The organism is Lysobacter koreensis (assembly GCF_042677045.1).
In the GTDB taxonomy this organism is placed as follows: domain Bacteria; phylum Pseudomonadota; class Gammaproteobacteria; order Xanthomonadales; family Xanthomonadaceae; genus Lysobacter_K; species Lysobacter_K koreensis.
On sequence record NZ_JBHTIH010000008.1, the window covers coordinates 158569 to 178862 of the forward strand.

Genomic DNA, 20294 nt, shown 5'->3' on the forward strand with positions numbered 1-20294 from the left:
TTCAAATAGTGCGCGTAGTTATCGACAAGTCTGCGTTGTTTGGACTACCTGCACAGCGCATCGATGCCATATGCCGCGAACATGAAGTCTGGATGCCAGAAGTCCTTTTCTATGAGCTGCTTACCACGGATCCCGCACAGCGTGCGCGCCTGTTTCGCAAGATCCCGCGGCGCGAAAGGCCGTTTGTTCTAGTCGGAGACGGTGGCTTTCTATTTGGACGAGAGCTCGAATACGGCCGACCTGTCGATGTTGTTCGTGACTCCGGGATGGAAGAGGTGCGGTGGATCTTCAACGAGCGACTGGGTGAAGAAGACTGGTTCCCAGAGGAGTATCGCGGCGCGCTAGATGAGTGGCGAACCGCCATGAACGCGAGCATAGAATCGTTTCGCGAGCGGGCTGCATTCACGACTCATGCGTTCTTCCCAGAACTCAACAACCTTCGCAACGGGCAGATCGATCGCATTCAAGCTATCCAACGCGAACTCTCAGGCAACTCAGCGCGAGTGAGAGAGATCTACGGGGCCGTCACTGAGGCGAATGGCGCTGCCGTGCCTGCCGATTTCGGCCCCAACTGGATTGGCTACCGACTGATCCAAGCCGAGCTGATGTGGGCTCTCGAGCACGCTGCCCGATACGGGACCGGCATCGTCGATGCTCCGATGCCGCGGCTCGAAAATTATGTCTGCGACTTGAAGTATGCCGTTGTAGCCTCAATGGCTGACGCATTCATCTGCCACGATGTAATCGCTTGCAGGTTGTTTCGACTTGTCGCGCCGGACGTCTTGTGTGGGTCCGACCTACAAGAACTGTAGGCCGTGTTGGCTTCACCAACCCAGCGATGTGCGCGACGAAGCTGGGTCTGCGACCTGCGCGGGCTACACCGCTGGGTAGGGCGGATTTTAGCCCGCCTAGCGCGTTACGCGTTACGCGTTACGGAGCCTTCGAGCCAGTACTCGAAGAGGTACTTGCATGCTTCTCAAGCCCACCTCTGTAACCAGCAGAATAGGATTGAGAAACGACGAAGAACAATACAGAAGCAACAATGACCCATGCCGCTAAGCTCAATGGCCCGGTCAGAAAGATGTCAACGAGCCGAGCGGCTAGTCCCTTAGCAGTTACTGAAAACGATCGTTCGACCAAATGGTCGTCATGACTTACGCCGACATCACGTCCATACCAATACGTGAACCAAATGTCAGCGGTAACGGTTTGCCCAGGTCTAAGCTCATCAAGCCTGAAAACTGTGCCGTCCAATCTAACTTCATCTGACGAGAACTTCGTATCCATCGGATTGCCGCCGAGATCAACAACAATTTTTTTCGCGGCCCTTTTCCCGGTGTTCTTTAGAACAATGCGAACTAGCGTTGTAGGCACTTCGGGAACCAAATGATACCTACTGGACGACTTCAGTGGGTCGCCAACCTCTTGAGGCGATGATTGCAGGCCTTTTAAAGCAGACAATTCGAGGACCTGCTGATCAATCCATTGCTCGATGCGGCCCGCAATTGGAGGAACAACCTTATCAATCCGCAAGAAGTCGTAGCTAACGTCGTGTTTCTTCTGAAAGACATTCCGATAGATCTGTACAGCAGCCCAGGCACCACCAAGGACGACTGCGATCTTTCCAGACAAACTCCAAAGCCATTCCATACGAACTCCCAGCGAACTAGGGCCGATTCACTCGGCGATATTTGGTTACATCGGTTCTGGTGAAATCAAACCATCGGCAGCTTCAGCCCCTGCTCCCGCGCACACCGCTTCGCAGTCTCATACCCCGCATCCGCATGCCGCATCACGCCCGTGCCCGGGTCGTTCCACAGCACGCGAGCGATGCGCTTGTCGGCTTCCTCGCTGCCGTCGCACACGATCACCACGCCGGAGTGCTGCGAATAGCCCATGCCGACGCCGCCGCCGTGGTGCAGCGACACCCAGGTCGCGCCGCCGGCGACGTTGAGCATCGCGTTGAGCAGCGGCCAGTCACTGACGGCATCTGAGCCGTCCTTCATCGCCTCGGTCTCGCGGTTGGGTGACGCGACCGAACCGCTGTCGAGGTGATCGCGGCCGATCACGATCGGCGCCTTCAGCTCGCCGTTGCGCACCATCTCGTTGAACGCCAGGCCGAGCTTGTGGCGCAGGCCCAGGCCGACCCAGCAGATGCGCGCGGGCAGGCCCTGGAACGCGATGCGCTCGGCGGCCATGTCGAGCCAGCGGTGCAGGTGCGCGTCGTCCGGGATCAGTTCCTTGACCTTGGCGTCGGTCTTGGCGATGTCTTCCGGGTCGCCGGACAGCGCGACCCAGCGGAACGGGCCGACGCCGCGGCAGAACAGCGGCCGCACGTAGGCCGGGACGAAGCCGGGGAAATCGAACGCGTTGACGCAGCCTTCGTCCTTCGCCATCTGGCGGATGTTGTTGCCGTAGTCGAACACCGGGATGCCCATGTCCTCGAACGCGAGCATCGCCTCGACGTGCATGCGCATCGACTTCTTGGCCGCGTCGCGCACGTGTTCCGGGTTGCGCTTCTGTTCGGCCAGCCATTGCTCGACGCTCCAGCCGATCGGCAGGTAGCCGTGCACGGGGTCGTGCGCGCTGGTCTGGTCGGTGACCGCGTCCGGGCGCACGCCGCGGCGGACGAGCTCGGGCAGGATTTCCGCAGCGTTGCCGAGCAGCGCGATCGACTTGGCCTCGCCGGCGTCGCAGTACTTCTCGATGCGCGCGAGCGCGTCGTCGAGGTCGGTCGCCTGCTCGTCGACGTAGCGCGTGCGCAGGCGCATGTCGATCCTCGATTGCTGGCACTCGATGTTGAGGCTGCAGGCGCCGGCCAGAGTCGCGGCCAGCGGCTGCGCGCCGCCCATGCCGCCCAGGCCGGCGGTGAGGATCCACTTGCCGGTGAGGTCGCCGGCGTAGTGCTGGCGGCCCATCTCGACGAAGGTCTCGTAGGTGCCCTGGACGATGCCCTGGCTGCCGATGTAGATCCAGCTGCCGGCCGTCATCTGGCCGTACATCATCAGGCCCTTCTTATCGAGCTCGTTGAAGTGCTCCCACGTCGCCCAATGCGGCACCAGATTGGAGTTGGCGAGCAGCACGCGCGGCGCGTCGGCGTGAGTGGGGAAGATGCCGACCGGCTTGCCGGACTGGATCAGCAGGGTCTCGTTGTCTTCCAGGTTGCGCAGCGATTCGAGGATCGCGTCGTAGGACTCCCAGTCGCGCGCGGCGCGGCCGATGCCGCCGTAGACCACCAGCGCGGTCGGGTCCTCCGCGACTTCGGCGTCGAGGTTGTTCTGGATCATCCGGTAGGCGGCTTCGGTCAGCCACGACTTGCAGTGGAGCGTCGTGCCGCGCGGGGCGCGGATCACGCGGGACGGATCGATGCGGGTGGACATCGCGGCTTCCTGTTGCGGGTGCGGGAAAGGCGGCGATTATCGCATCGGCTACTCGCACCCGACCCCGTCAACGACGACGCCCGGCAGGGCCGGGCGTCGCGGGGTGATGCAGGCGATGACGCTCAGCGGATCGCGGGGTCCAGCTTGCGCAGCGCGTCGGCGATATCGACCTCGCCGGTGCGGTTGATGTCCTCGCGGCTGTAGACGCGGCCGTTGGCCGCCACGCAGCCCTTGTCGCCGAGCCGGCTCGCGGGGATGCGCGTGCCGGTGTAGCGCAGGCAGTTGCGGTGGGTGTCCTGCTTGAGTTGGGCCTTGGCGTCCAGCTCGGTGGTGGTGGTCGCGGTGTCGACCTGGGCCTCGGCCTTGGCATCGGCCTGGGTCTGGGTGGCGTACTGGGCGGAGGCCGGGAACGCGAGCGCCGCGAGCAGGCCGGCGGTCAACGCACTGGCAATCGACAGGTTCTTCATGGCGTTACCTCGTGGGGGTGCGTGCCCCATTACCATACGCCGCCGGCCCCGGCCGGGCAGTGGGTCGGAGGCGTCCGTTTAGGGCACCGTCAGGCTTTCGGGCAGGCACTCGGCCTCGCCGCGCGGAACGCCGCGACCTCGGCGTCGGTGGCCGGTTTCTGCTCGATGCCGTCGTCGAACAGCACCCGCCAGACGCCATCGCCGCCGCGCAGCCAGACGGAGTGGAAGCCGCCGATCGAGTAGCGCTGCTTCGTGGCGGGGTCGCGGTCCTCCAGCAACGACGGGCCGCTCGACCAGGCGACGTCGCCGGCGCCGCCTGCAGCGGCGGCGGCCGCGTCAACCGCACCACCCGCGCCGATCGTGGTGCGGGTCGGGTACCACTCCAGGCCGACCGCCTTGCCCTCGACGATGCCGGCCCAGCGCCGGGCGATCGCGTCGCGGCCGCGGGTCGGTTCGGCGCGGCTGGCGCCGAACGCGGCATCCGGGTGCAGGTGCGCGGCGAATGCGGCCGCGTCGTGGTCGGCGACCGATTGCGCGAAGCTCATTTCGCGCGCCCACACCGCGCATTCGTCGGCGCTGAGCTTCGCTGCCGCGGGCGCGGCCGGCGGCGTCTGCGCGAGCGCGGAGCCGGCGATCAGCAAGGCCAGCGGAAAGCAGCGGACGACGAAGGCAGCGTGACGGCGCATGGGGAGACTCCGTGGATCCGACGGGGCCCGTCGGCTGGCCGCGACTATCGCATCCGGCCAGCGGCGAAAGTCAGGCCGCCACCTGGGCTGGCTATGATCGGGCAATGCCTGCAAACCGCTTGGCCGCAACGGCCGCCCTTCTCGTCCTCTTGCTGTCTGCCTGCGCCACCGCGCCACGCCCGCGCACGCCGCCTGCTGGCGCCGAGGCGCGCATGCCAATCGCGGGCGCCGAGGCACGCATGCCAATCGCGGGCGCCGAGGCGCCCGCGGCGATCCTGCTGCTGTCGATCGACGCGTTCCGCCCCGACTACCTGGCACTGGGCATCACCCCGAACCTGGCGCGCGTCGCGCGCGAGGGCGTGCGCGCGGCGTGGATGAACCCGTCGTACCCGTCGCTGACATTCCCGAACCACTACACGATCGTCACCGGCCTGCGCCCGGACCGCCACGGCATCGTCCACAACACGATGCGCGATGCGGCATTGGGCACGTTCACGCTGTCCGACCGCGAGGCGGTGGGCGACGGCCGCTGGTGGGGCGGCGAACCGCTGTGGGTCAGCGCCGAGAACGCCGGGCTGCCAACCGCGACCCTGTTCTGGCCCGGCAGCGAGGCCGCGGTGCGCGGCGTGCGGCCGCGGCGCTGGTCGGCGTTCGACAAACGCATGCCGCTGGCGGCGCGCGTCGACACGGTGCTGGGCTGGTTGCGCGAGGGCAACGCGACGCGGCCGCGCTTTACGACGATGTACTTCGACACGCTCGACTCGGCGAGCCACGACTTCGGTCCGGACTCCAGGCAGGCGCACGCCGCGATCCGCGAGGTCGATGCCGCGCTCGGCCGCCTGCTCGACGGACTGGCGACCGGCGCGTTGCTCGAGCGCGTCAACCTGGTGATCGTGTCCGACCACGGCATGGCGACGGTCGCGCCGGGGCACGCGATCGCGATCGAGGACATGGTGCCGGCGCGCGATGCGCGTGCGGTCAGCGATGGCCAGGCGCTCGGCTTCGCGCCGCTGCCGGGGCGCGAACGCGCTGCCGAAGCGCGCCTGCTCGGGCGCCACGCGCATCACGAGTGCTGGCGCAAGGCCGACCTGCCGGCGCGCTGGCGCTACGGCCGCCACCCGCGCGTGCCGACGATCGTCTGCCAGATGGACGAAGGCTGGGACGCATTGCGGCGTGCATCGCTTGCGAAGCGACCGCCAGCTGCGACGCGCGGCTCGCACGGATTCGACCCGGCGCTGCCGTCGATGCGCGCGATTTTCCTGGCGCGCGGGCCGGCGTTCCGCAGTGGCGCGCAATTGCCCGCGTTCGACAACGTCGACGTGTACCCGCTGCTGGCGCGGCTGATCGGGATTACGCCGGTAGCGAACGACGGCGACATCGCGCCGTTGCTGCCGGCATTGCGCCGGCACTAGCACGCCGGCGCCACGGCTTTGCTGTAGATCCGAGCCTGCTCGGATCGCTGTTGTCCGAACGCGGCCGCGAAGCGATCCGAGCAGGCTCGGATCTACAAAGGCGAGCATGCCAGGGCGCCGAAACACGGTCCGACATTGATGTCCGAATCCGGCGAGTCCGGCGCCCGGTCCGGTGCTAGCCTGCGTCCATGTCGCCCGCTGCCGCCACCATCCCCGCCGCCCACCTGCCCGATCCGCACGTCTGCGAGCAGGCACGGTTGAGCCGCGACCCACGCTTCGACGGGCTGTTCTTCACCGCCGTCACCAGCACACGCATCTATTGCCGACCGGTATGCCCAGCGCCGACCCCGAAGCGCGAGAACATCACCTACTACGGCAACGCGGCCGCCGCGGAAGCGGCCGGGTTCCGGCCGTGCCTGCGCTGCCGCCCGGAGCTGTCGCCCGGCGACGGCGCGCTGCGCCGCGGTGATGCGACCGTCGCGCGCGCGCTGAAGCTGATCGACGAGGGCGCGCTGGCCGAGCAGCCGCTGGCGGCGTTGGCCGAACGCGTCGGCATCGGCGAACGCCAGTTGCGGCGGCTGTTCGTGGAGCGCCTCGGCGCGGCGCCGATCGGCGTGCACGGCACGCGCCGGCTGCTGTTCGCGAAGCAGCTGCTGACCGAGACCACGTTGCCGATCACCCAGGTCGCGCTCGCGGCCGGGTTCGGCAGCCTGCGTCGCTTCAACAGCACGTTCCTCGAGGCGTACCGGATGGCGCCGCGCGACCTGCGCAAGCGCCCGAGCGCGCGCGCCGACGAGGCGCTGACGCTGCGCCTGGGCTATCGGCCCCCGTACGACTTCGCGGCGATGCTCGCGTTCCTGCGCGGGCGCGCGTTGCCGGGCGTGGAAGTGGTGGACGAGAGCAGCTACGCGCGCGTGTTCGGTCCGATCGACGCGCCGGGCTGGCTGCGGGTGAGCGCGTGGCCGGGCGGCGAGCATGCGTTGAAGCTCGAGCTGCACGGCGCGCAGCCGGCGCGCCTGCTGGAATTCGTGACCAAGCTGCGGCGCATGTTCGACCTGGATGCCGACCCGCAGGCGATCGCCGCGGCGTTGTCGACCTGCCCGCGCCTGCAGCCGCTGCTCGCGAAGCAACCGGGCCTGCGCCTGCCCAGCGGCTGGGACGGATTCGAGATCGCGGTACGCGCCGTGATCGGCCAGCAGGTCAGCGTGGCTGCCGCGCGCACGGTCGCCGCGCGGCTCGCGCAACGTTACGGCGAGGCGTTGCCGGTGCCGTTCGCGGCGGGGCTGGATCCACCGGGCTTGACCCACCTGTTCCCGACGCCGCTGGCGCTGGCCGACGCCGACCTCACCACGATCGGTTTGACCCGCGCGCGCGCCGCGACCGTGCGCGCGGTCGCGCAGGCGCTGCTCGATGGCCGCGTCGACTTCAAGACCGAACGCACGCTCGACGATTTCGCGGCGCGCTGGGTCGCGCTGTCCGGCATCGGCCCGTGGACCGCGCAGTACATCGCGATGCGCGCGCTCGGCCACCCCGATGCGTTCCCGGCCGAAGACCTGGTGCTGCAACGTGCCGCCAGCGACGACGGCACGCGCCTGACCGCGAAGGCGCTGGGCGCGCGTGCGCAGGCGTGGCGACCGTGGCGCGCGTACGCGGTGATGCACCTGTGGCGCGATTCGATGCCAGCAGCGAAGCCGGCGCCCACCGCGAGGAAGACGAAGTGATCCTGCACCAGACCATCGCCAGCCCGGTCGGCCCGCTGCTGCTGGCGGCCGACGACGCCGGCCTGCGCCTGATCGAATTCCACGCGCCGCGCCATGCGATGGCGCGTGGCGCGGACTGGCAGGAAGGCGACAACGACGTGCTACAGGCGACCCGTGCCCAGCTCGGCGAATACTTCGACGGGTCGCGGCGAGCGTTCGAGCTGCCGTTGGCGCCGCGCGGCACGGAGTTCCAGCGCGCGGTGTGGCACCGGCTGGCCGGCATCGCGTACGGCGAGACGATCAGCTACGCGCAACTGGCCACGCGCGTCGGCAAGCCCAGTGCGATGCGCGCGGTCGGCGCGGCGAACGGCCGCAACCCGATGCCGATCGTGCTGCCTTGCCACCGCGTGATCGGCGCCGACGGCAGCCTGACCGGCTTCGGCGGCGGCCTGCCGACCAAGCAGTTCCTGCTGGTGCTGGAAGGCGCGCTGCCGGGTGGCGATCTGTTCGCGACGTGATTGGCCGCAATTCGTAGGGCGGGTTTCAACCCGCCTTCGCCATCCCGGACGGCGGGTTGAAACCCGCCCTACGCCGACATCGCTGCATGAGGAGATTCCGACGAGCTAGCAACATCATGCCCGTTTGGTCTCCCTGCGCCGGGCTAGTCCGTCAGCAGCGTCCGCATTGCCGCGCGATAGCGCGCTGCGATCCCGTCGCGATCGCGGTGATGGCCACCAGCGACGACCTGCGTGCCGCCGACGTGGACGTCGCGCACCAGGTTGCGGTTGCCGCTGAAGATCCAGCGATCCAGCGCGTCCTCGCGCGTCATGCCCGCCAGCTGCGGGGCGGCGTCATCGAACAGCACGAAGTCGGCGAACTGGCCGACGTCCAGCGCACCGATCGCGTGCCCGGTCGAGCGGGCCGCGCTGGTGGCCACCCCGCGCAGCAGGGTCTCGGCGACGCTCGGCGACCCCGGCAGCACGGCGATGTTGCGGCGCTGCGTCGCCAGGCGCTGGCCGTATTCGAGCCAGCGCAGTTCCTCGACCGGCGACACCGAGATGTGCGAATCCGAACCGATGCCCCAGCCACCGCCGGCGTCGAGGTAGGCGCGCAGTGGGAACAGGCCGTCGCCGAGGTTGGCCTCGGTGGTCGGGCAGATGGCCACGGTTGCGCCGCTGCGGGCGAGGCCCTGCACTTCGGCGTCGACCAGGTGGGTGGCGTGCACCAGCGTCCAGCGGCGGTCGACGTCGGCGTTGGCGAGCAACCACTCGACAGGGCGCGCGCCGCGGGTGGCGAGGCAATCGTCCACCTCGGCGACCTGCTCGGCGATGTGGATGTGCACCGGCATCGCCGCGGGCAAGGTGGCAAGCACCGCCTGCATCGCCTCGGTCGGCACCGCGCGCAGGCTGTGGAAGCAGGCGCCGACGTGCAGGCCCGCGCCGACGTCCTCGCCCAGCGTGTCGAGCAGGCGCAGATAGTCGTCGACGCCGTGCGCGAAGCGGCGCTGGCGTTCGCCCAGCGCGCGGCCGTCGAAGCCGCCGGTCATGTACAGCACGGGTAGCAGCGTCAGGCGGATGCCGGTGTCGCGCGCGGCGGCGACCAGCGCGCGCGACATCGCCGCCGGGTCGTCGTAGGGGCGGCCGTCGGGCGCGTGGTGCAGGTAGTGGAATTCGCAGACCGTGGTGTAACCGGCCTCGAGCATCTCCGCGTACAGCTGCGCCGCGACCGCATGCAGCGCGTCCGGATCGAAGCGTCCGGCGAAGCGGTACATCGTCTCGCGCCAGGTCCAGAACGAGTCGGTTGGGTTGGTCTGGCGCTCGGCCATGCCGGCCATCGCACGCTGGAACGCGTGCGAATGCAGGTTGGCGATGCCCGGGACGATCCAGCTGGCGCTGGCGGTCGGCTCCGCGGGTTCCAACGCGGTGATCCGACCGTGTTCGTCGACGCTCACGCCGGCGTCGGCGCGCCAGCCATCGCGGGTCCACAGCATCCGGGCATCGAAGGTCTTCATCGCGGCATTCTCGCCTGCCCGCGACGCCGCTGGCGACCAGCCAGGTCCGGCGGGCGCGACATGGCCGCTAGAATCGGCCCATGACCCAAGCGAACGTGACCCAAGCAAACGAGCCGGCAAGTGACTCAAGATGGGACGGGCTGATCCTCGGCGCTTCGATCGCCACGCTGGATGCCGACAGCGGCTATGGCGAGATCGCCGACGCCGCGCTGGCCTGGCGCGATGGCGCGATCACCTACGTCGGGCCGCGCGCTGACCTGCCCGGCGCTCCGGCCACGCTCGCGCGCGAAGTGGTCGAAGCCGATGGCTGGATCACCCCCGGCCTGGTCGATTGCCACACCCACCTGGTGTTCGCCGGCGACCGCGCGCGCGAGTTCGAGCTGCGCCTGCAGGGCGCGTCGTACGAAGAGATCGCGCGCGCCGGCGGCGGCATCCTCTCGACCGTGCGCGCGACCCGCGCCGCCGACGAGGGAGAACTGCTGCGGCAATCGCTGCCGCGCGCACGCGCGTTGCTCGCCGACGGCGCGACCACGCTCGAGATCAAGTCCGGCTACGGCCTGGACTTCGACAACGAACGCAAGATGCTGCGCGTCGCCCGCCAGATCGGCGACGCGCTTGGCATCAGGGTGCGCACCACCTACCTCGCGGCGCACGCGCTGCCGCCGGAGTTCAGTGGCCGCGCCGACGCCTACATCGACGCGGTGGTCGAATGGCTGCCACGGCTGCACGGCGAGGGCCTGGTCGACGCGGTCGACGCGTTCTGCGAGGGCATCGGTTTCAGCCGGGCGCAGACGCGGCGCGTGTTCGAGGCCGCGCGCGCGCTCGGCCTGCCGGTCAAGCTGCACGCGGACCAGCTCAGCGACCTCGGCGGCGCGGCGCTGGTGGCCGAATTCGGCGGCCTGTCGGCCGACCATGTCGAACACAGCTCGTTGGACGGCGTGCAGGCGATGGCCGAACGCGGCGCGGTCGCGGTACTGCTTCCGGGCGCGTTCCATGTGTTGCGCGAAACCAAGCTGCCGCCGCTCGCCGCGTTCCGCGAGCACGGCGTGGCGATGGCGGTCGCGACCGACTGCAACCCCGGCACGTCACCGCTGCTGTCGCTGCGGCAGGCGATGCAGCTGGCCTGCACCCACTTCAGGTTGACGCCGGAAGAAGCGTTGCGCGGCGCGACCGTGCATGCGGCGCGCGCGCTGGGACTGGCCAATCGCGGCGTGCTGAGGGTCGCCGCGCGCGCCGATTTCGTGCGCTGGCAGGTCGGGCATCCAGCCGAGCTGTGCTACTGGCTCGGCGGCACGCTGGCTGGCGACGTGTTTGCCGGCGGCCGACGCGTGGCCGGCGCGGCCTGACCTTTAGCTGCACACCCATCCCGCTGCTCTGCCCCGCCACGCAAGGAAAACGCCATGCGCCCATTGATCGCCATCGTCTGTTCCGCGCTGTTCGCGAGCCCCGCGCCTTTTGCCGCGCACGCACAGGCGCTGACCGCCGCGCAGCAGCTCGCGCAGGACGCACTCATCGTCGACACCCATATCGATGCGCCGACCGAACTGCTCGCCAAGTGGCACGATCTGGGCGTCGCCAGCCCCGAGACCGAGTTCGACTACCCGCGCGCGCGCCAGGGCGGCCTGGATGTCGCGTTCATGTCGATCTACACCTCGGCCGGCGAGGACGCCGCCGGCAAGGCCACCCAGATCGCGCATACCCAGATCGATGCGATAGAGGCGCTGGCCGCGCGCCATCCGGACAAGTTCGCGCTGCTGCGCTCGCCCGCCGACCTCGAGCGGCTGCGCGCCGGCAACCGCGTGCTGCTCGCGCTAGGCATGGAGAACGGCGCGCCGATCGGCGACGACCTGGCGCAGCTGGACGCGTACCACGCGCGCGGCGTGCGCTACATCACCCTCGCCCACGGCCAGAACAACCGCATCAGCGATTCCTCGTACGACCTCACCCGGCGCTGGAACGGGCTCAGCCCGTTCGGCGAACAGGTGGTCGCGCGGATGAACCGGCTCGGCATCATGGTCGACGTCTCGCACCTGTCCGACGAGGCGGTGCGCGACGTGCTGCGGATCACCGACGTGCCGGTGATCGCCAGCCATTCGGGCATGCGCCATTTCACCCCGGGCTTCGAGCGCAACCTCAGCGACAAGCTAGCGCGCGCGATCGCGGCCAAGGGCGGCGTGGTGCAGATCGTGTTCGGCAGCGCCTTCATCGACGCCAGGGCCGCGGCCGACACCCAGGCCTACTTCCGTGCCGCGGCGCAGTTCGAACGCGACAACGCGGCCGCGGTCGCGGCCGGCAAGCCCGCGCTCAGCGAGGAGGCGTTCGACAAGGACTGGGACGCGGCGCACCCGCCGGTGCCGACCAAGCTGGCCGCCGTGCTCGACCAGATCGACCACGCGGTCAAGGTGATGGGCATCGACCACGTCGGCATCGGTTCGGATTTCGATGGCGTCAGCGGCAAGCTGCCCGAGGGCCTGCGCACGGTCGCCGACTACCCGAACCTGGTCGCCGGCCTGCAAGAGCGCGGCTACGACGAGGCCGGCATTCGCAAGATCCTCGGCGGCAACCTGCTGCGGGTGTGGCGCGCGGTGGAGGCGGCGGCCAAGCCGTAACCCCCCCGATCTGACAAAACAGCGCCCACAAAAAAGCCCCGCGATCGCGGGGCTTTCTCGTCACGCCAGGAAACGGCGCTTATTCCTTGGCGGCGGCCTTCTTGACCGCGACCTTCTTGGCCGGGGCCTTGGCCACCGACTTGGTCGCCGCCTTCTTCACGACCGGGGCGGTGACCGTGCCGGCCGCCTTGGTCACGGAGCTGCGGGCGTTGCCGTAGCTCGAAATGGAACGCTTGCCCTTGGCGGTCTTGCGGTCGCCCTTACCCATGGTCGTGCTCCTGAAGCAGTGTCTTGAATGATGGTCACGCGGCTGCGCGCGAGGCCGGGAAGTCTAGCACGCGACCCGAGCCCGACCGACCCGCGAAACCCATATGGAGGAAAGCCCCCTTGGTAAGGGGGCGCCCCGAAGGGGCGGGGATCGGAAGCCCGTAGCGGGGCCCAAAACTTGCGCAGCAAGTTTTGGGATTGATCAGATGCGCAGCATCAGATCAATGCGCGCAGCTGGCGTCGTGCACGTGGCCATGGTTGAGGCGCCAGTTGGCGATATGCGCCAGCCCGACCAGGGTGCCGCCGAACGTCATCGCGATCGCATGCGGCAGCAGGGATTCGTGCAGCGGCCGGTACAGCACCCCCAGCCACAGCACCAGCAGCCCGGGGACCAGCAGCGACAGCGCGCGCACGGCGCGATGGCGACGGTAGCCCCAGACCACGCTGAACATGCCCAGCCCCGTGGCGAACACCACGAACCCGAATTCGAAGCTGCCGCTGAACCAGCTGGCCACGCCGAGCGACGGCAGGGTCGCGATCAGCACCGGCAGCAGCGCGCAGTGCGCCGCGCACAGCAGCGAGCCGAAGGCGCCGAGACGGTCGAGCAGGCTGCGGGGGCGAAGTGGCGGCATGAACCTGACTTATGGGGCATGGCTTGCGGGACAGTTGGAATACTATAACATTCTTCTGACCCCGTCACCCCACCCCATCGGATGACCATGCCCAACCCGCGCTTCCCCCGACGCCTCCCGCTGGCCCTCGCGCTCGCCATCGCGCTGCCGCTGGCCCACGCCGCGGAACCGCCGACCGACAATAGCCATGCGCCCACCGACCTGGACGCGGTCGAGGTCAAGGCCACGCCGTTGCCGGGCACCGCGGAAGATCTCGCCCGCCCGGTCGAGGTGCTGGCCGGCGAGCGGCTCGACGCGGCCAAGGCCAGTTCGCTGGGCGAGACCGTCAGCAAGCTGCCGGGCGTGCAGTCGTCGTACTTCGGCCCCGGCGTCGGCCGCCCGATCATCCGCGGCTTCGATGGCGCGCGCGTGCAGGTGATGAGCGACGGGCTGGGTTCGGGCGACGTGTCCACGGTCAGCGTCGACCACGCGGTCAGCATCGAGCCGTTCCTCGCCAGCCAGATCGAGGTGCTCAAGGGCCCGGCGACGCTGCTGTACGGCAGCGGCGCGATCGGCGGCGCGGTCAACGTGATTGATGGCCGCGTGCCGGAGGCCGTGACCACGCAGCCGCTGCAGGGCCGCGCCGAGTTGCGCGCCGGCACCGTCAACGACGAAAGGACCGGGATGATGCGCTTGGACGCCACCGCCGCCGGCGGCCAGCTGGTGTTCCATGCCGATGCGCTGCACCGCGAGACCGGTGACTACGAGATCCCCGGCTTCGCCGAAAGCGCGGCGCACCTGGCCGAGGCAGGTGAAACCCCCGACCCGGCCGACAAGGGCCTGCTGCCGAACAGCTTCGTGCGCACCGACAGCGGCGCGCTCGGCCTGTCGTGGGTCGGCGAACGCGGGTTTCTCGGCGTTGCCAGCAGCCTGTTCAACACCCGCTACGGTGTCCCCGGCCACGCCCATGAGGAAGCGCACGACCACGGCGGCGCATCCGAACCCGACGACGGCCACGCCGAGGAAGCCGGGGTCAGCATCGCCCTAGACCAGCGCCGCCATGAACTGCGCGGCGGCCTCGACAACGTCGGCCCGTTCCAGTCGCTGCGCCTCAAGTTCGCGAACACGCAATACACCCACACCGAGTTCGAGGGCGACGAGGTCGGCACCGTGTTCGACAACACCGCCAACGAGGCACGCCTGGAAGCGGTGCACCAGACGTTCGCGGGCTGGGACGGCGCGTTCGGCGTGCAGTGGTCGGAGCGCGATTTCGTTGCGATCGGCGACGAGGCCTTCGTGCCGGCGACGCGGGGCCACGACACCGGCCTGTTCTGGCTCGGCGAACGCACGTTCGGGCCGCTCAAAGTGGAACTGGGTGCGCGCCACGACCGCAACGTGATCGACACCGACGCCCAAGCGCTGGCGCCGCAACGGCGCACGCAGCGCAAGTTCGAGGCCAAGAACCTGTCGGCGTCGCTGAAGTGGGACATCAATGACGCGTTCCACGTGGCGTTCGGACTGGACCGCGCTCAGCGCGCGCCGACCGCCGAGGAGTTGTATTCCAACGGCCTGCACGTGGCGACCTCGACGATCGAGGTCGGCGACGACGCGCTTGACGTGGAGACTGCCAACCGCGCCGAACTGGGCGTGCACTGGCACACCGAGCGCTTGAAGCTGGGCGTCGCGGCCTACGTCGTGCGCTATCAGGATTTCATCTACCTGACCGCGCTGGAATCACGCAGCATGCCGGGCACGTTGCTGACCGACGGCCGTACGCCGGTCAACCTGTGGACCCAGGGCGATGCGCGCTTCCACGGCATGGAGGCGCAGGCGCAGATCCAGCTCGCCGACAACGCCAGCGGCGCGTGGGACCTGCGCGTGTTCGGTGACGTGGTGCGCGGCGAACTCGACGGTCGCGGCCAGCGCGATGCCGCGCTGCAGGTGTTCCACGGCGACCACACCCACCACTACGACGCGGGCATCGAGCAAGGCGGCAACCTGCCGCGGATCGCGCCCGCGCGCGTCGGCGGCGAACTCACGTGGGAGCGCGGGCCGTGGCGTGCGTCACTGGGTGCGGTGCGCTACGCCCGTCAGGACGAAGTGGCCGCGAACGAGACCCCGACTCCGGGGTACACGCTGGTCGACGCGCACCTGGCGTGGCATCGGGACACGCCCGGCGGCAACGCCTGGGAAGTATTCCTCGACGGCAGCAACCTGCTCGACGAGGAAGCGCGCGCGCACACCTCGTTCCTCAAGGATCTAGCGCCGTTGCCGGGCCGCGGGCTCGCGTTCGGCGTGCGCGCGTTCTTTTGAGCACGCGGCGGGATCGTTGACGAGAAAGCCCGCCATGACGGCGGGCCTTTTTCTCGTTACGGGTTGGCGGAAAACAAGCTGCGGCGGATCACGTCACGGCCGTCAGCGACCGCTTACGCCGCCTTAGCGCAAGCCGCGCACAGCCCATGCACTTCCAGCGTTTGCGCACGTGGCACGAACCCCTGCGCGCGCGCGCGGCGCTCCAGCGCGCCGACGATCGCGTCGTCCTCCAGCTCGGTCGCCGACTGACACTGGTCGCAGATCAGGAACGGCACCGCGTGCTGCTCGCCGCCGGGGTGGTGGCAGCCGACGTAGGCGTTGATCGACGACAGCTTGTGGATGAAGCCGTGCTCGAGCAGGAAATCCAGCGCGCGGTACACGGTCGGCGGCGCGGCGGCGTCGTGGGTGGCCTTCATCTGGTCGAGCAGGTCGTAGGCCTTGACCGGACGTCCCGCCGCGGCGATCAGGCGCAGCGCGTGCGCGCGGATCGGGGTCAGGCGCAGGCCGCGCTGCTGGCACGCCGACTCGACCTCGTGCACGAAGGCGTCGCCATCGTGAACGTGGTGCGCCGGGTCGGTGCAGGCGTGCGCGGGCGCTTTCATGGACCTGATCTAGGCCCCGGAAGGCAGTTTTGCAAGGGCCGCGTCGATCCGCTTGAGCGCCTCGCCCTGCCCGGCCAGGTACACGGTGTGGCCGATGTCGGGGCTGACCTGGGTGCCGGTGATCGCCACGCGCAGCGGCTGGGCGACCTTGCCGATCCCCAGCCCGAGCGCTTCGGCGCTCTCGTGCAACGCCGCGGCGACGCTGTCCGCGGTCCACGCGCCGATCACGGCCAGGCGCGCGCGCGCATCGCTCAGCGGCCCCTGCGCGGCGGCGTTGAGGTGTTTGGCGACCGCCGCGTCGTCGTACTGCTGCAGCGGCCGGTACCAGACCGCCGCGCGCGACGCCATTTCCTTGAGCGTCTGCACGCGGTCGCGCAGCGCGACGACCACGTCGGCCGGCGCCGGCCCGCTGGCGAGGTCGAAACCCTCGTTGAGCAGGTGCCATTCGAGGTGCTTGGCGACATCGGCGGGATCGTCGTTCTTCAGGTACTGCTGGTTGAGCCAGCCCAGCTTCGCGCTGTCGAAGCGCGACGCCGACTGGTTGACGTCCTCGATCTTGAACAGCTGCTGCATCTCCTCGATCGAGAAAATCTCCTGGTCGCCGTGCGACCAGCCCAGCCGCACCAGGTAGTTGAGCAGCGCGTGCGGCAGGTAGCCATCGTCGCGGTACTGCATCACGCCGACCGCGCCATGGCGCTTGCTCAACTTGGCGCCGTCGGCACCGAGGATCATTGGCAGGTGCGAGAACGCCGGCACCGGCACGCCCAATGCTTCGTACAGGTTGACCTGGCGCGGGGTGTTGTTGACGTGGTCGTCGCCGCGGATCACGTCGGTGATCTGCATGTCGATGTCGTCGACCACGACGGCGAAGTTGTAGGTCGGGAAACCGTCGGAGCGGATCAGTACCAGGTCGTCGAGCTCGGTGTTGCTCCAGCTGATCCGGCCCTTGACCTTGTCGTCGAACACGACGTCGCCGGCCAGCGGGTTCTTGAAGCGGATCACCTTGTTCGGGTCGTCGCGCTCGGGCAGGTTCAACTCGCGCGAGCGGCCGTCGTAGCGCGGCTTGGTGCCCGCGGCCTGCGCCGTCTCGCGCATCGCGTCGATTTCCTCGCGGCTCTCGTAGGCGTAGTACGCCTTGCCCGCCTGAACCAGCTCGCTGGCGACCTGGCGGTAGCGATCGAAGCGCGCGGTCTGGTAGATCGGGCCTTCGTCGTGGTCCAGGCCGAGCCACGCCATGCCGTCGAGAATTGCCTGCACCGCCGCATCGGTGCTGCGTTCGCGGTCGGTGTCCTCGATGCGCAGCACGAACTGGCCGCCGCGACGGCGCGCCTCCAGCCAGCAGTACAGCGCGGTGCGCGCGCCGCCGATGTGCAGGTAGCCGGTGGGGCTGGGGGCGAAACGGGTGCGGCAGGCCATGCGCGGGCTCGAAACAGGGGAAAGGCGCGATTTTACCGGGCTTGGCCGGAGGATGTCGGAAGCTAAAGCCGCGGCTTCGCCAATTGCCAAGCCAATCCCCGACCAGCCGTGGAGCCAGCCCCTACAATTCCGCCATGACCACGCTCTTCATCTCCGACCTGCACCTCGACGCCGAACGCCCCGCGATCACCGACCTGTTCGGGCGGTTCCTGCGCGACGAAGCCCGCGGCGCCGATGCGCTGTACATCCTCGGCGACCTGTTCGAGGCCTGGGTCGGCGACGACGACCCGTCCGAGACCGGCGCGTTCGTCGCCACGGAACTGCGCGCGCTCCGTGATGCCGGCACGCCGGTGTACTTCATGCGCGGCAACCGCGACTTCCTGCTCGGCGACGCGTACGCGCACCGCGCCGGCATGACCTTGCTGCCCGACCCGGCGGTGGTCGTGCTGTACGGCACGCCCACGCTGCTGATGCACGGCGACCTGCTGTGCACCGACGACGTCGCCTACCAGGCGTTCCGCGCGCAGACCCGGCACCCGCAGTGGCAGGCGCAGTTCCTCGCGCAGCCGCTGGCGGCGCGGCTCGCGTTCGCGCATCAGGCGCGCGCGGCCAGCCGTGCGCACCAGGCCGGCCTGCAGGGCCAGGGCACGATGGAGACGATCACCGACGTCGCGCCTGCCACGGTCGCCGCGACGCTGGCCCGCTACGGCATCGATACCCTGATCCACGGCCACACCCACCGGCCGGCGATCCACGAGTTGGAGGTCGACGGCCGCGGCTGCGAACGCATCGTGTTGGGGGATTGGTACGACCACGGGTCGGTGCTGCGCGTGGATGCGAATGGCGCGCAGCTGTCGTCGATAAGCGCTTAGTTAGCTACTTCATGAGACTTCTCGCAGGCGTCACTGCAATAGCTCTCCTCTGCGGATCATGCACCGGAATCGGCTCACCGAAGCGCAATCAGCACGGGATACTTGAGTATCAACCGATAGCGACTGCCCCCAGCGGCGCAGAGATCAAGGTGATTCGGTCCCCGAACGCTCCGGCCCAGTTCCAAATGTGGATACGGCCTACAGGGGACGGTTCTGCTTACTGGCCGTCAACGGAGTTGGAGCTCCGTATTTCGCAGTGGCGAGACGTTGTGGCGGCCCAGTGCGGCACTCATGCCGTTGTTATCTTTCATGGCCCCGACACAACCTCTTTCACTCCAGATTACTGCTTCCTCGCCCCCGGCGAGCCAGACTGCGGCATCACAAGCGTCGGTGGTGACTTCTCATGCGAGAAGTAGCTAGCAATTCATTCAAACCGGACCCGCTTCGCGGGTAGGCTTAGTTCAGGTGTTAGCCGTCTCGCGCGCTGCGGCGCGTTGTGGCTCCACGCAGTCGAGTGTCATCGCGGCGCGGCCGCCGGGCACGCGCCCTACTTCGCCGCCTCACCGCAGCCCTTGTAAGTCGTGGTGCCGAGCGTGAACGTGGCAGTGAAGTCGTAGCGGTTGTCCGACATGCCGTCGCTGCACTCGCCCGGGGTCAGGCCGAGGTGGAACTCGCGTCCGTCGTGCGTGCCGATGAACACGTAGCCGACCAGCGAGGGGACCCGGCGCCCCTTCATCGTGGTTCCCGGCTGGTTGTCCGGCGTCGTGAACACCAGCGTGTCGCCATCCACGCGCGCTTCCCAGAACGGCTCGGTGCCGAAACCGCGCCAGGCCTGCAGCGGTGCGTCCTCCTGGCCGGGCGCGCGCTTTCCTTTGGCTGCATTTGCAGGTGCTGGCGTCGCCGGGGCCGGCGCGGGGATGGTGGCGGACGGCTCCGCGGCAGCAGGGGGTTTTCGGCGGCCGGCGCCGATTCGCGCGGACACGCGGTGAGCGACAGCAGCGACGCGCAACCCAGGGCGATGGCAACGGTACGCATGGCGGAATCCTTGGCAGGAAGATGTTCGGGTCGACCGCGCGCACGCTAGCGGCGGTTCGGTGAGCCGGTTGTGAGCGTCTCGACGCGCATGGCGTTCAGCGTTCGGCCACCTGTTGTAGCGATCGCAATTCCTCCGCGTCGAACCCTGCGGCCGCGCGCGCCTCCAGGTTGAACGGACCATGCAGCACCGCGCGCGCGTACTGCGCGAGCAGCTCGCGGAAGCGCGGCCCCGGCTCGACCCCGGCGCGTTCGCAGTACCAGCGGAACCAGTGGGAGCCGGCGGCGACGTGCGCGACTTCCTCGCGCAGGATCACCTCGAGGATCGCGACGGTGTCGTGGTCGCCCAGCGAGCGCAGCTTGACGATCATCCCCGGGGTCACGTCCAGGCCGCGCGCCTCCAGCACGCGCGGCACCAGCGCCATGCGCGCCAGGCCGTCGTGCGCGGTCTTCTCGGCCATCCCCCAGAGGCCGTTGTGGGCATCGAAATCGCCGTAGTCGCAGCCTAGCGCCAGCAGCCGCGCGCGCAGCAACGCGAAGTGGCGGGCCTCGTCGTTGGCCACGTCCACCCAATCGGCATAGAACGCGTGCGGCAGGCTGCGGAAGCGGTACACCGCGTCCCATGCCAGGTCGATCGCGTTGAACTCGATGTGCGCGATCGCATGCACGAACGCGGCACGGCCCTCGGGCGTGCCGAAGCCGCGCCGGGGCAACTCACGCGGATGCACCAGCCGCGGCCGCTCGGGACGGCCGGGCATGCGGATCGGCTCGGGTGCGCCGGCGTCGGCGGGAATCGCCAGCTCACCGCGCGCGAACGCCTGCGCCGCGGCAAAGGTCAGCGCCAGCTTGTCGTCGGGCGTGGCCGCGTCGAGGCAGGCGCGCGCGGCGTCGAACAGCGACGCGGTCACCGGCCGCA

The 20294-nt window shown here is 69.0% G+C and carries 19 protein-coding genes; 8 read left to right on the forward strand and 11 right to left on the reverse strand.

What is annotated here, in order from left to right:
* Window positions 1-8: 8 nt before the first annotated feature.
* Window positions 9-812, forward strand: a complete 804-nt coding sequence (locus ACFQZQ_RS14550; protein ID WP_386813644.1) for a hypothetical protein — start codon at window positions 9-11, stop codon at window positions 810-812.
* A gap of 118 nt (window positions 813-930) precedes the next feature.
* Here ACFQZQ_RS14550 and ACFQZQ_RS14555 read toward each other — a convergent pair whose 3' ends face one another.
* The 4 genes from ACFQZQ_RS14555 to ACFQZQ_RS14570 all read right to left on the reverse strand — a co-directional run bounded on the left by ACFQZQ_RS14555 (window position 931) and on the right by ACFQZQ_RS14570 (window position 4533).
* On the reverse strand, window positions 931-1650 hold the full coding sequence (locus tag ACFQZQ_RS14555) for a hypothetical protein (RefSeq protein ID WP_386813645.1): 720 nt from the start codon (window positions 1648-1650) through the stop codon (window positions 931-933).
* Between the two features lie 65 nt (window positions 1651-1715).
* Window positions 1716-3380: a urocanate hydratase gene (hutU, locus tag ACFQZQ_RS14560; RefSeq protein WP_386813646.1), complete on the reverse strand. Its 1665-nt coding sequence runs from the start codon at window positions 3378-3380 to the stop codon at window positions 1716-1718.
* Window positions 3381-3502: 122 nt separating this feature from the next.
* A complete protein-coding gene (locus tag ACFQZQ_RS14565; RefSeq protein ID WP_386813647.1) occupies window positions 3503-3847 on the reverse strand; it encodes a hypothetical protein in 345 nt (114 codons plus the stop codon).
* Between the two features lie 89 nt (window positions 3848-3936).
* A complete protein-coding gene (locus tag ACFQZQ_RS14570; RefSeq protein WP_386813648.1) occupies window positions 3937-4533 on the reverse strand; it encodes a DUF4440 domain-containing protein in 597 nt (198 codons plus the stop codon).
* 104 nt (window positions 4534-4637) lie between these two features.
* Between ACFQZQ_RS14570 and ACFQZQ_RS14575 the strand changes: the two genes are divergently transcribed.
* The 3 genes from ACFQZQ_RS14575 (at window position 4638) to ACFQZQ_RS14585 (ending at window position 8163) form a co-directional block, all read left to right on the forward strand.
* A complete protein-coding gene (locus ACFQZQ_RS14575) occupies window positions 4638-5945 on the forward strand; it encodes an alkaline phosphatase family protein (RefSeq protein WP_386813649.1) in 1308 nt (435 codons plus the stop codon).
* A gap of 188 nt (window positions 5946-6133) precedes the next feature.
* The gene (locus ACFQZQ_RS14580; RefSeq protein WP_386813650.1) at window positions 6134-7666 is read left to right on the forward strand and encodes an AlkA N-terminal domain-containing protein; all 1533 of its coding nucleotides are present in this window, start codon (window positions 6134-6136) and stop codon (window positions 7664-7666) included.
* Window positions 7663-8163, forward strand: coding sequence for a methylated-DNA--[protein]-cysteine S-methyltransferase (locus ACFQZQ_RS14585; RefSeq protein WP_386813683.1), 501 nt, complete (start codon window positions 7663-7665; stop codon window positions 8161-8163). Before ACFQZQ_RS14580 ends, ACFQZQ_RS14585 begins: the two co-directional genes overlap by 4 nt.
* 143 nt (window positions 8164-8306) lie before the next feature.
* Here ACFQZQ_RS14585 and ACFQZQ_RS14590 read toward each other — a convergent pair whose 3' ends face one another.
* On the reverse strand, window positions 8307-9656 hold the full coding sequence (locus ACFQZQ_RS14590; RefSeq protein WP_386813651.1) for a formimidoylglutamate deiminase: 1350 nt from the start codon (window positions 9654-9656) through the stop codon (window positions 8307-8309).
* An 80-nt stretch (window positions 9657-9736) separates the two neighbouring features.
* On the opposite strand from ACFQZQ_RS14590, the gene hutI reads away from it, so the two are divergent.
* Together hutI and ACFQZQ_RS14600 are read left to right on the forward strand one after the other, a co-directional pair.
* Complete coding sequence (gene hutI, locus ACFQZQ_RS14595) at window positions 9737-11002, forward strand: imidazolonepropionase (protein WP_386813652.1); 1266 nt, start codon at window positions 9737-9739, stop codon at window positions 11000-11002.
* Window positions 11003-11056: 54 nt separating this feature from the next.
* Complete coding sequence (locus tag ACFQZQ_RS14600) at window positions 11057-12265, forward strand: dipeptidase (protein WP_386813653.1); 1209 nt, start codon at window positions 11057-11059, stop codon at window positions 12263-12265.
* 79 nt (window positions 12266-12344) lie between these two features.
* On the opposite strand, the gene ACFQZQ_RS14605 is transcribed toward ACFQZQ_RS14600, so the two are convergent.
* Both ACFQZQ_RS14605 and ACFQZQ_RS14610 read right to left on the reverse strand, forming a co-directional pair.
* Window positions 12345-12533: a 30S ribosomal protein THX gene (locus ACFQZQ_RS14605; protein ID WP_386813654.1), complete on the reverse strand. Its 189-nt coding sequence runs from the start codon at window positions 12531-12533 to the stop codon at window positions 12345-12347.
* Window positions 12534-12753: 220 nt separating this feature from the next.
* A complete protein-coding gene (locus tag ACFQZQ_RS14610) occupies window positions 12754-13164 on the reverse strand; it encodes a MerC domain-containing protein (protein ID WP_386813655.1) in 411 nt (136 codons plus the stop codon).
* A gap of 87 nt (window positions 13165-13251) precedes the next feature.
* Between ACFQZQ_RS14610 and ACFQZQ_RS14615 the strand changes: the two genes are divergently transcribed.
* Window positions 13252-15456: a TonB-dependent receptor gene (locus ACFQZQ_RS14615; protein ID WP_386813684.1), complete on the forward strand. Its 2205-nt coding sequence runs from the start codon at window positions 13252-13254 to the stop codon at window positions 15454-15456.
* Between the two features lie 113 nt (window positions 15457-15569).
* Here the strand turns inward: ACFQZQ_RS14615 and ACFQZQ_RS14620 are convergent, their stop codons facing one another.
* Both ACFQZQ_RS14620 and gltX read right to left on the reverse strand, forming a co-directional pair.
* Window positions 15570-16058, reverse strand: coding sequence for a transcriptional repressor (locus tag ACFQZQ_RS14620; protein WP_386813656.1), 489 nt, complete (start codon window positions 16056-16058; stop codon window positions 15570-15572).
* Window positions 16059-16067: 9 nt separating this feature from the next.
* Entirely contained in the window at window positions 16068-17474 is a 1407-nt protein-coding gene (gene gltX / locus ACFQZQ_RS14625; protein ID WP_386813657.1) for a glutamate--tRNA ligase, read from the reverse strand.
* A gap of 134 nt (window positions 17475-17608) precedes the next feature.
* Between gltX and lpxH the strand changes: the two genes are divergently transcribed.
* Window positions 17609-18346: a UDP-2,3-diacylglucosamine diphosphatase gene (gene lpxH / locus ACFQZQ_RS14630; RefSeq protein ID WP_386813658.1), complete on the forward strand. Its 738-nt coding sequence runs from the start codon at window positions 17609-17611 to the stop codon at window positions 18344-18346.
* Between the two features lie 547 nt (window positions 18347-18893).
* Here the strand turns inward: lpxH and ACFQZQ_RS14635 are convergent.
* Window positions 18894-19328: a hypothetical protein gene (locus tag ACFQZQ_RS14635; RefSeq protein WP_386813659.1), complete on the reverse strand. Its 435-nt coding sequence runs from the start codon at window positions 19326-19328 to the stop codon at window positions 18894-18896.
* Window positions 19329-19476: 148 nt separating this feature from the next.
* Window positions 19477-20286, reverse strand: coding sequence for a ferritin-like domain-containing protein (locus tag ACFQZQ_RS14640; RefSeq protein ID WP_386813660.1), 810 nt, complete (start codon window positions 20284-20286; stop codon window positions 19477-19479).
* Window positions 20287-20294: the final 8 nt, after the last annotated feature.

What these genes read in the sequence shown, in the direction of transcription:
- ACFQZQ_RS14575 (WP_386813649.1), top strand. Translation starts at nt 4,638, where the DNA reads ATGCCTGCAAACCGCTTGGCCGCAACGGCCGCCCTTCTCGTCCTCTTG.
- hutU (WP_386813646.1), bottom strand. Translation starts at nt 3,380, where the DNA reads ATGTCCACCCGCATCGATCCGTCCCGCGTGATCCGCGCCCCGCGCGGC.
- ACFQZQ_RS14600 (WP_386813653.1), top strand. Translation starts at nt 11,057, where the DNA reads ATGCGCCCATTGATCGCCATCGTCTGTTCCGCGCTGTTCGCGAGCCCC.
- lpxH (WP_386813658.1), top strand. Translation starts at nt 17,609, where the DNA reads ATGACCACGCTCTTCATCTCCGACCTGCACCTCGACGCCGAACGCCCC.
- ACFQZQ_RS14605 (WP_386813654.1), bottom strand. Translation starts at nt 12,533, where the DNA reads ATGGGTAAGGGCGACCGCAAGACCGCCAAGGGCAAGCGTTCCATTTCG.
- ACFQZQ_RS14610 (WP_386813655.1), bottom strand. Translation starts at nt 13,164, where the DNA reads ATGCCGCCACTTCGCCCCCGCAGCCTGCTCGACCGTCTCGGCGCCTTC.
- ACFQZQ_RS14555 (WP_386813645.1), bottom strand. Translation starts at nt 1,650, where the DNA reads ATGGAATGGCTTTGGAGTTTGTCTGGAAAGATCGCAGTCGTCCTTGGT.
- ACFQZQ_RS14615 (WP_386813684.1), top strand. Translation starts at nt 13,252, where the DNA reads ATGCCCAACCCGCGCTTCCCCCGACGCCTCCCGCTGGCCCTCGCGCTC.
- gltX (WP_386813657.1), bottom strand. Translation starts at nt 17,474, where the DNA reads ATGGCCTGCCGCACCCGTTTCGCCCCCAGCCCCACCGGCTACCTGCAC.
- hutI (WP_386813652.1), top strand. Translation starts at nt 9,737, where the DNA reads ATGACCCAAGCGAACGTGACCCAAGCAAACGAGCCGGCAAGTGACTCA.
- ACFQZQ_RS14590 (WP_386813651.1), bottom strand. Translation starts at nt 9,656, where the DNA reads ATGAAGACCTTCGATGCCCGGATGCTGTGGACCCGCGATGGCTGGCGC.
- ACFQZQ_RS14620 (WP_386813656.1), bottom strand. Translation starts at nt 16,058, where the DNA reads ATGAAAGCGCCCGCGCACGCCTGCACCGACCCGGCGCACCACGTTCAC.
- ACFQZQ_RS14565 (WP_386813647.1), bottom strand. Translation starts at nt 3,847, where the DNA reads ATGAAGAACCTGTCGATTGCCAGTGCGTTGACCGCCGGCCTGCTCGCG.
- ACFQZQ_RS14580 (WP_386813650.1), top strand. Translation starts at nt 6,134, where the DNA reads ATGTCGCCCGCTGCCGCCACCATCCCCGCCGCCCACCTGCCCGATCCG.
- ACFQZQ_RS14570 (WP_386813648.1), bottom strand. Translation starts at nt 4,533, where the DNA reads ATGCGCCGTCACGCTGCCTTCGTCGTCCGCTGCTTTCCGCTGGCCTTG.